At 75.0% G+C, this 8,686-nt stretch carries 10 protein-coding genes; 6 read left to right on the forward strand and 4 right to left on the reverse strand.

Features of this window, described 5'->3' with window-relative positions:
- Positions 1–132: 132 nt before the first annotated feature.
- Both dusB and IDM29_RS12365 read right to left on the reverse strand, forming a co-directional pair.
- Complete coding sequence (gene dusB, locus IDM29_RS12360; protein ID WP_309232729.1) at positions 133–1,323, reverse strand: tRNA dihydrouridine synthase DusB; 1,191 nt, start codon at positions 1,321–1,323, stop codon at positions 133–135.
- Between the two features lie 16 nt (positions 1,324–1,339).
- Positions 1,340–2,725 (reverse strand): glycine--tRNA ligase, encoded by a 1,386-nt coding sequence (locus tag IDM29_RS12365; protein ID WP_182111475.1) that lies wholly within the window; start codon positions 2,723–2,725, stop codon positions 1,340–1,342.
- A gap of 228 nt (positions 2,726–2,953) precedes the next feature.
- Here IDM29_RS12365 and IDM29_RS12370 point away from each other — a divergent pair, with 228 nt between their 5' ends.
- From IDM29_RS12370 to IDM29_RS12390, 5 genes are read left to right on the forward strand one after another with little or no spacing between them, the layout of a single operon-like run.
- On the forward strand, positions 2,954–3,880 hold the full coding sequence (locus IDM29_RS12370; RefSeq protein ID WP_223148277.1) for a metal ABC transporter substrate-binding protein: 927 nt from the start codon (positions 2,954–2,956) through the stop codon (positions 3,878–3,880).
- Between the two features lie 37 nt (positions 3,881–3,917).
- Entirely contained in the window at positions 3,918–4,691 is a 774-nt protein-coding gene (locus IDM29_RS12375; RefSeq protein ID WP_182111476.1) for a metal ABC transporter ATP-binding protein, read from the forward strand.
- Positions 4,688–5,620: a metal ABC transporter permease gene (locus IDM29_RS12380; protein WP_370525727.1), complete on the forward strand. Its 933-nt coding sequence runs from the start codon at positions 4,688–4,690 to the stop codon at positions 5,618–5,620. The genes IDM29_RS12375 and IDM29_RS12380 overlap by 4 nt, the downstream gene beginning before the upstream one ends.
- A complete protein-coding gene (locus tag IDM29_RS12385; protein ID WP_188037577.1) occupies positions 5,620–6,054 on the forward strand; it encodes a Fur family transcriptional regulator in 435 nt (144 codons plus the stop codon). Before IDM29_RS12380 ends, IDM29_RS12385 begins: the two co-directional genes overlap by 1 nt.
- Positions 6,047–6,550, forward strand: a complete 504-nt coding sequence (locus IDM29_RS12390) for a DedA family protein (protein WP_188037578.1) — start codon at positions 6,047–6,049, stop codon at positions 6,548–6,550. Before IDM29_RS12385 ends, IDM29_RS12390 begins: the two co-directional genes overlap by 8 nt.
- Positions 6,551–6,589: 39 nt before the next feature.
- Here IDM29_RS12390 and IDM29_RS12395 read toward each other — a convergent pair whose 3' ends face one another.
- Together IDM29_RS12395 and recO are read right to left on the reverse strand one after the other, a co-directional pair.
- Positions 6,590–7,417: an isoprenyl transferase gene (locus IDM29_RS12395; protein ID WP_188037579.1), complete on the reverse strand. Its 828-nt coding sequence runs from the start codon at positions 7,415–7,417 to the stop codon at positions 6,590–6,592.
- Positions 7,417–8,148, reverse strand: coding sequence for a DNA repair protein RecO (recO, locus tag IDM29_RS12400; RefSeq protein ID WP_182111480.1), 732 nt, complete (start codon positions 8,146–8,148; stop codon positions 7,417–7,419). The genes IDM29_RS12395 and recO overlap by 1 nt, the downstream gene beginning before the upstream one ends.
- A gap of 331 nt (positions 8,149–8,479) precedes the next feature.
- Here recO and IDM29_RS17010 point away from each other — a divergent pair.
- Positions 8,480–8,686, forward strand: a 207-nt coding sequence (locus IDM29_RS17010; protein WP_223148278.1) for a hypothetical protein, incomplete at its 3' end; no start/stop codon positions are given.

The following is an 8,686-nucleotide window of genomic DNA, read 5'->3' on the forward strand; positions in this document are numbered from 1 at the left end:
CGGGCGGCGCGCGGCCCGCGCGGGGCGCGCGACCTCCCGGTCGGCGTCCTCGAGCTCGACGTCGACGAGGTCACGCGGGCGGTCGGGCCCGTGCGGCCGGCCCATCCGGTGAGCGTAGACCCGACCCCCGGGTCAGCCGCCCGAGACGCTCAGCTCGGCCTCCTGCAGCGAGCGCCGGAACGCGTCGCTGAGGTCGCGGGAGTCGAGCCAGCCCTCCGGCAGGTGCGGACGCTTCGGCGAGCCGGCGCGGCCGCGCTGCCCCTCCGCGCCGACGCCGGGATACGGCTGGTCGAGGTCGAGGCGCCCGAGGAGCTCGTCGAGGTGGGCCAGGGACTCGACCAGGGCCAGCTCGGCGCGCAGGGGCCCGCCGACCGCGTACCCCTTGAGGTACCAGGCCATGTGCTTGCGCAGCTCGCGCAGCGCCTTGGACTCGTCACCGAACTCCTCGACCATGAGCTCGGCGTGCCGCCGCACGACGCCGGCGACCTCCCGCAGGCCGGGCCGGACGCGGACGTCGGACCCGCGCATCGCGGCGGCGAGGTCGGCGAACAGCCACGGCCGACCCTGGCAGCCACGCCCCACGACGACGCCGTCGCACCCGGTCTCGCGCATCATCGTCAGCGCGTCCTCGGCGGACCAGATGTCGCCGTTGCCGAGCACCGGGATGTCCGTGACCGCCTCCTTCAGGCGCGCGATCGCGGACCAGTCGGCCGTGCCGGAGTAGTAGTCGGCGGCCGTGCGCGCGTGCAGGGCGACGGCGGCGACGCCGGCGTCCTGGGCCGTGAGGCCGGCCTCGAGGTACGTCAGGTGGTCCTCGTCGATGCCCTTGCGCATCTTGACCGTCACGGGCACGCCGTGCGGCGCCGCGGCGCCCACGGCGGCCCGGACGATCGCCGCGAACAGGTCCCGCTTCCACGGCAGCACCGCGCCGCCGCCGCGCCGGGTCACCTTCGGGACCGGGCAGCCGAAGTTGAGGTCGACGTGGTCGGCGCGGTCCTCCTCGACGAGCATCCGGACCGCCGCGCCGACCGTCGTCGGCTCGACGCCGTACACCTGGACCGAGCGGGGGCGCTCGTCCGGGTCGTGGCGGATGATCCGCAGCGACTCGGGCGTGCGCTCGACCAGGGCCCGCGAGGTGACCATCTCCGCGACGTACAGCCCGGCGCCGTGCTCACGGCACAGCCGCCGGAACGCGCGGTTCGTCACCCCGGCCATGGGCGCGAGGACGACCGGGACGTCGACAGTGATCGGTCCGATGCGCAGCGGCCGGACCCCCGGCACGGCCCCGGAGGGCGGGCCGGGGGTCGCGGATCCGCTCGGCACGCTCACAACGCCCCCGTCAGCTGCCCAGCAGCTGCGGCGCGAGGTACGCCGAGACCTTGTCGAGGCTGACGCGCTCCTGCGCCATCGTGTCGCGCGAGCGGATGGTCACGGCCTGGTCCTGCAGCGAGTCGAAGTCGACGGTGATGCAGAACGGCGTGCCGATCTCGTCCTGGCGGCGGTAGCGGCGGCCAATCGCCCCGGCGTCGTCGAAGTCGACGTTCCAGGCCGCGCGCAGCTCGGTCGCCAGCGCCTTCGCGACGGGCGAGAGGTCCTCGTGGCGCGAGAGCGGCAGGACCGCGGCCTTGACCGGGGCGAGCCGCGGGTCCAGGCGCAGGACCGTGCGCTTGTCGACGCCACCCTTGGCGTTGGGCGCCTCGTCCTCGGCGTACGCCTCGACGAGGAACGCCATGAGGGACCGCGTCAGGCCGGCCGCGGGCTCGATGACGTACGGCACCCAGCGCTCGTTCTTGGTCTGGTCGAAGTACGAGAGGTCCTGCCCGGAGTGCTCGGAGTGCGTCCGCAGGTCGAAGTCCGTGCGGTTCGCGATGCCCTCGAGCTCGCCCCACTCGCTGCCCTGGAAGCCGAACCGGTACTCGATGTCCACGGTGCGGGTCGAGTAGTGGGAGAGCTTCTCCTTCGGGTGCTCGTAGAGCCGCAGGTTGTCGCGCGAGATGCCCAGGCCGACGTACCAGTCCGTCCGGGTGTCGATCCAGTACTGGTGCCACTCGGCGTCGGTGCCGGGCTCGACGAAGAACTCCATCTCCATCTGCTCGAACTCGCGCGTGCGGAAGATGAAGTTGCCCGGCGTGATCTCGTTGCGGAACGACTTGCCGATCTGGCCGATGCCGAACGGCGGCTTCTTGCGCGACGTCGTCATGACGTTGGCGAAGTTCACGAAGATGCCCTGGGCGGTCTCGGGCCGCAGGTAGTGCAGGCCGGACTCGTCCTCGACGGGGCCGAGGTAGGTCTTGAGCATCATGTTGAAGTCGCGCGGCTCGGTCCACCTGCCGCGCGTGCCGCAGCTCGGGCACGCGATGTCGGCCAGGCCGTTCTCGGCGGCGCGGCCCTTCTTCTCCTCGAACTCCTCGAGCATCTGGTCCTCGCGGAACCGCTTGTGGCACGAGAGGCACTCGGTGAGCGGGTCCGTGAAGACGCCGACGTGGCCGGACGCGACCCAGACCTGACGCGGCAGGATCACCGAGGAGTCCAGGCCGACGATGTCCTCACGGCTGGTGACCATGGCCCGCCACCACTGCTTCTTGATGTTCTCCTTGAGCTCGACGCCCAGGGGCCCGTAGTCCCAGGCCGACCGCGTACCGCCGTAGATCTCTCCGGCCGGGAAGACGAAGCCGCGCCGCTTGGCGAGGTTCGTGACGGCGTCGAGGCGGGACGTGGGTGCCACATCAGCTCCAGGATTCAGCGGGTCCGTGCTGTGCTCGCGCACGGCGTGCGCGTGCGGGCACGGACATCGTCGGGTGCGCGCCACGGCCGACGGCCGGGCGCTCCCCAGGTTACCGGCGTCGCCCCCACCGCGGCACCGAATCGGCCGGTAGGCGCGCGCGGCCCACCCCGGACCGCAGCGCACCCGCGCGTTTGACAACCGTTCTCAGTCGTCTTGAGAATGGTTGTCATGTCCTCTCGTCGCCCCGCCGCGCTCGCCGCGGCCGCCGCGCTCCTGCTCGGCGGGTGCGCCGGGCCGCAGGCCGAGGACGACCGCGTCCTCGTGCTCGCCTCGATCTACCCGCTCCAGTACGTCGCGGAGCAGGTCGGCGGCGACCACGTGCGCGTCGAGCCGCTGACGCCGCCCGGTGCCGAGCCGCACGACCTGGAGCTCTCGCCCCGGCAGGTCCGCGCCGTCGGGGAGGCCGACGTCGTCGTCCTGCTGGGCGGCTTCCAGGCGGCCGTCGACGAGGCCGTGGAGGCACGCGACCCGGAGCACGTGGTCGACGCGGCCGACGTCCCGCAGATCGCGGCACACGCCGCGCAGCACGACGAGGACGACCACGGCGAGGACCACGGCGACGACGGTCACGCGCACGACGGCGCCGACCCGCACTTCTGGCTCGACCCCACCCTGCTCGCCGCCGTCGCGGGCGACGTCGCACAGGCCCTGGCCGACGCCGATCCCGAGCACGCCGCCGACTACGAGGACGCGGCGGCCGCGCTCGAGGCCGACCTCCTCGACCTGGACGCCGAGCTCGCCGAGGGCCTGGCGTCCTGCGAGCGCGACGTGATCGTCACCTCCCACGCCGCGTTCGGCTACCTCGCGGAGCGCTACGGGCTCGAGCAGGTCGGGATCTCCGGCCTCGACCCGGAGGCGGAGCCGTCGCCCGCGCGCCTGCGCGAGGTCCGCGAGCTCGCCCAGGAGCACGACGTCACGACCGTCTTCACCGAGACGCTCGTGAGCCCGGACGTCGCCGAGGCGCTCGCGGGCGACCTGGGCGTCCAGACCGCGGTGCTCGACCCGATCGAGAGCCAGGCCGACCAGGACACGGACTACCGTGGCGCCATGGAGCGCAACCTGCAGGTCCTGCGGGAGGCGCTCGCGTGCGCCTGACCCCGCGACCCCGCCCCGTCGGGTGCGAGGCCCGCCGATGAGCGCCGCGGTCCGCGCGACGGGCGTGCACGTGACCCTCGGCGGCGCGCCGATCATCCACCACGTCGACCTCACGGTCGAGGACGGTGAGGTCGTCGGCCTGCTCGGCGCCAACGGGTCCGGCAAGTCCACGCTCGTCAAGGCGCTCGTCGGCGTGGTGCCGGTCGACCGCGGGCGCATCGAGCTCCTCGGCCGGCCCCTCGGCCGCGGCGTCGAGTGGGAGCGCATCGGGTACGTCCCGCAGCGGGTCTCGGCCGCGACCGGCGTCCCGGCCACCGCGGCGGAGGTCGTGACGTCCGGCACGCTGCACGCCCGCCGCCTGCGCCCGCCGCGGGACGCGCACCGGCGCGCGCTGGAGGCACTGGACCAGGTCGGCCTCGCCGCCGTCGCGGAGCGGCCGGTGCGCGAGCTCTCGGGCGGCCAGCAGCAGCGCGTGCTCATCGCGCGCGCCCTCGTGCGCCGCCCGGACCTGCTGCTGCTCGACGAGCCCGTCGCGGGCGTGGACCTGCCGAGCCAGCGCGCCTTCGCCGCCGCGCTCACGGCCCTCGCCGCGGCCGGCACGACCGTCCTGGTGGTGCTGCACGAGCTCGGCGCCCTCGCACCGCTCGTCCGGCGCGCCGTCGTGCTGCGGCACGGCTCCGTCGTGCACGACGGCGCACCGCCCGCCCCGTCGGCCGAGCACGCCGGCGCGGACCACGACCACGTGCACCCGCACGGGACGCCGGAGGACCTCGCCGTGGGGATCGCACCGAGGGTGGGGTGGGACCAGTGACCGCCTGGAGCGAGCTCGTGTCCCTGGTGACCGACCCGCTGATGCAGCGCGCCCTGCTGGCCGCGCTCCTGGTCGGCGTCACGGCACCCGTCATCGGCACCTACCTCGTGCAGCGCAAGCTCGCGCTGCTCGGCGACGGCATCGGCCACGTCGCCCTCACCGGCGTCGCCCTCGGCTGGCTCGTGGGCTCGCTCACGGGCCTCGCGCCCGACTCGCTCGCGATCCCGGGCGCCGTCGTCGCCGCGCTCGTCGGCGCGATCCTCATCGAGCTGGTCCGCGAGCGTGGCCGCACGACGGGCGACGTGGCCCTCGCGCTCCTCTTCTACGGCGGCATCGCCGGCGGCGTGCTGCTCATCTCCCAGGCCGGGGGCACGAGCGCCAACCTCATGGGGTACCTGTTCGGCTCCATCTCGACGGTCTCCTGGGCCGACCTCGGCCTGACCGTCGTCCTGACCGTGCTGGTGCTGGTCATCGGCGTCGGGCTGCGGACCGCCCTGTTCGCGGTGAGCCACGACGAGGAGTTCGCGCGCGCGGCGGGCCTGCCCGTGCGGGCGCTCAACCTCGCGATCGCCGTCATCGCGGCGCTCACGGTGACGCTCGCGATGCGCGTCGTCGGGCTGCTGCTCGTCAGCGCGCTGATGATCGTCCCGGTCGCGGTCGCGCAGCTCGTCACCGCGTCCTTCCGGCGCACGATGACGCTCGCCATGGTCATCGGCGCCGTGGTCTGCGTCGGCGGCCTGGCCATCACCTACTGGAACGACGTCTCCCCCGGCGCCACGATCGTCGTCCTCGCGATCGGGCTCTACGCCGCGACGTCGATCGCGCGTCCGGCGCTCGCGCGCCTGCGCGGCGGCGACACGCGCGCCGCTCACGACCCCCACCCCGTCCAGGACGACGACGTCCAGCTCACCCTGGGAGGTGGCCGCTGATGCAGCGGATGACCCGCCAGCGCTCCGCCGTCGCCGACCTGCTCGCCGACGTCGACGAGTTCCGCAGCGCCCAGCAGCTGCACGAGCAGCTCCGCGGGCGGGGCGAGGGCATCGGCCTCGCGACGGTCTACCGCACGCTGCAGAACCTCGCCGACGTCGGCGAGGTCGACGTGCTGCGCAGCGCCGACGGCGAGTCGCTCTACCGCCGGTGCGCCCGGCGGGAGCACCACCACCACCTCGTGTGCCGCACCTGCCGGACGACCGTCGAGATCGACGGGCCGACCGTCGAGTCCTGGGCCGCCCGGGTCGGCGCGTCGCACGGGTTCAGCGACATCGAGCACACGATCGAGCTCTTCGGGACGTGCACCGGGTGCGCCCGGGCGGGGACGAGCGGTGCGGTCGCCGAGGTGGGCGCGGGGGCCGACGGTGCCTGAGTGGCTCGAGGGCTGGCCGTTCCTGCCGGTCTACCTCTTCTTCGTCGGCGGTGCGGCCGTCCGGTCCCAGGCGACCTACTGGGTGGGCCGCGGGATCACCGCGGGCGTCCTGCGCTCGCGGTGGGCGCACCGGCTGGAGAACCCGCAGATCGAGCGGGCGACCCGCCTCATCGAGCGCTGGGGCATGCCGGTCGTGCCCCTGTCCTTCCTCACGGTCGGCCTGCAGAGCGCGGTGCACCTGTCGGCGGGCGTGCTGCGGCTGGCGTGGCCGCGGTACACCCTGTGGGCGTTCCCCGGCTACCTGGCCTGGGCGCTGGTGTGGGCGGGCGGCGGGATGGCGGCCGTCGCGGGCGCGGTCGAGCTCGGCACACGCTCGCCGTGGGCGCTCGCCGCGGTCGTGTGCCTCCTGGCGGGCGTGGTCGCCGCGTTCATCGCCCGACGGCGCCGACGCGCGGCGGCCGGCGCCGAGACGGTCACCGTGGTCCAGGACGCCTGAGGCCGAGCGCCCCGCGACCCGGCACGCCGCGGGTGCGGCTCAGGGCGCGTCGGTCGCCGCCGCCCGGTCCACGGCGCCGCCGTAGCGGCGGTCGCGGCGCGCGTACGTCTCGACGGCGCGCCACAGGTGGCGGCGGTCGACGTCGGGCCAGTACTCGTCGAGGAAGACCATCTCCGCGTACGCGGCCTGCCAGATCATGAAGTTCGACGTCCGCTGCTCCCCCGACGTACGCAGGAAGAGGTCGACGTCGGGCAGCTCCGGCTCGTCGAGGTAGCGCGCGACCGTGCGCTCGTCGACGCGCTCGGGGTCCAGGCGCCCGGCGGCGACCTCGCGCGCGATCGCCCTGGCGGCATCGGCGACCTCGGCGCGGCCGCCGTAGTTGACGCACATGGTCAGCGTGCACACGTCGTTGCCGCGCGTGACCTCCTCGGCCGTCTCGAGCTCGGTGATCACCGAGCGCCACAGGCGCGGGCGCCGGCCCGCCCAGCGCACCCGCACGCCCCAGGAGTCCATCGTGTCGCGGCGGCGGCGCAGCACGTCGCGGTTGAAGCCCATGAGGAAGCGCACCTCCTCCGGCGAGCGCTTCCAGTTCTCGGTCGAGAACGCGTAGGCGGAGATGTGGGTGACGCCGATCTCGATGGCGCCCGCGACGACGTCGAGCAGCGCCGCCTCGCCCGCCGCGTGGCCCTCGGTGCGGGGCAGGCCGCGCTCGTTCGCCCAGCGCCCGTTGCCGTCCATGACGATCGCCACGTGCTTCGGCACGAACTGCGCCGGGATCGCGGGCGGGCGCGCCCCCGAGGGGTGCGGCGGCGGGGCCTGCACCTCGCGGTCACGCCGGCCGCGGGTGCTCGCGCGCTCACGCGCCATCAGACGCGCTCGACCATGCGCAGCGAGCGCAGCCCGCGCTCGAGGTGGAACTGCAGGAAGGCCGCGACCAGCCCGCTCGCCTCGCGCCGGTCCCGGTCCGCGCTCGCGTCGGCCTCGGCCCACTCCCCCGTGAGCAGGGCGGCGAGGAGGCGGAACGTCTCGGGCGCCGGCGAGGCGGCGCCCGGCGGACGGCACGCACCGCACACCGCACCGCCCGAACCGACGGCGAACGCCCGGTGCGGACCCGGGGCGCCGCACCGCGCGCAGTCGGTGAACGACGGCGCCCAGCCGGCGATCGCGAGCGACCGCAGCAGGTAGGAGTCCAGGACGAGGCCCGGCGCGTGCGCCCGCTCCGCGAGCGACCGCGTGGCGGCGACGAGCAGCAGGTACTGCTGCGTGGCGGGCTCGCGTTCCGCCTCGACGAGGCGCTCGGCCGTCTCGAGCATGGCCGTGCCCGCCGTGTACAGCGCGTAGTCCGCGCAGACGGCACGGGCGTAGGGCCCCAGCGTCTCGACCTGCGTGACGATGTCGAGGTTGCGACCCGTGTAGAGCTGGGCGTCGACCACCATGAACGGCTCGACCCGCGACCCGAACCGGGACGAGGTGCGCCGCACGCCCTTCGCGACCGCGCGCACCTTGCCGTGGTGGCGGGTCAGGAGGGTCACGATGCGGTCGGCCTCGCCCAGCTTCTGGGCGCGCAGCACGATCGCCTCGTCGCGGTAGAGGCTCACGGCACCATTGTCCCCCGCCCCACCGACACCACACCCCCGCCGCGCCGCACGCCCGGCCCGCACCGCGCACACCCTCCGCCCGGCGCACCGGCCCCCACGGCCGCACCGCCGTGTCCGGTCCACTATTTCGCGTGCCCGGCGCCGTCACCGCGGGCTAGCGTCGGTGCGGTGCGGCCGCGCCACCCGGCGCGCCGCCCCCGGGCGCCCGGCCGGCGCCCACGGACCCCTGGAAGGAGGTGCACGCCATGACCGACGTCGTCGTCGTCCCCGTGCCCGTACCTCCCGCACGACCGCGCCGCTGACCGGCGCGGCCCCTCGAAGGGTCACTCCGTTGTCCGCTGCTCCGCCGCCCACCACCCCTGCCACGCCCGCCTCTCGTCCCGACGACGGGCCGGTCGCCCGCGTCGTCCGCCCGGACCGCGGCTCGTGCGACGTCCTCCTCCCCGCGCCCGACGCGAGCGTCGACGCGTCGCCCGTCCGGGCCGCGTGGTCACCCGCGCTCGCCCGCGCCGCCGCGGCCGACCCCACGGCCGTCCCG

It is taken from the genome of Actinotalea sp. JY-7885 (assembly GCF_014525465.1).
Classification (GTDB): domain Bacteria; phylum Actinomycetota; class Actinomycetes; order Actinomycetales; family Cellulomonadaceae; genus Actinotalea.

Excerpts from the sequence above, each read along its gene's own strand:
- IDM29_RS12370 (WP_223148277.1), top strand. The coding sequence starts at position 2,954 with ATGTCCTCTCGTCGCCCCGCCGCGCTCGCCGCGGCCGCCGCGCTCCTG.
- IDM29_RS12375 (WP_182111476.1), top strand. The coding sequence starts at position 3,918 with ATGAGCGCCGCGGTCCGCGCGACGGGCGTGCACGTGACCCTCGGCGGC.
- IDM29_RS12385 (WP_188037577.1), top strand. The coding sequence starts at position 5,620 with ATGCAGCGGATGACCCGCCAGCGCTCCGCCGTCGCCGACCTGCTCGCC.
- IDM29_RS12395 (WP_188037579.1), bottom strand. The coding sequence starts at position 7,417 with ATGGCGCGTGAGCGCGCGAGCACCCGCGGCCGGCGTGACCGCGAGGTG.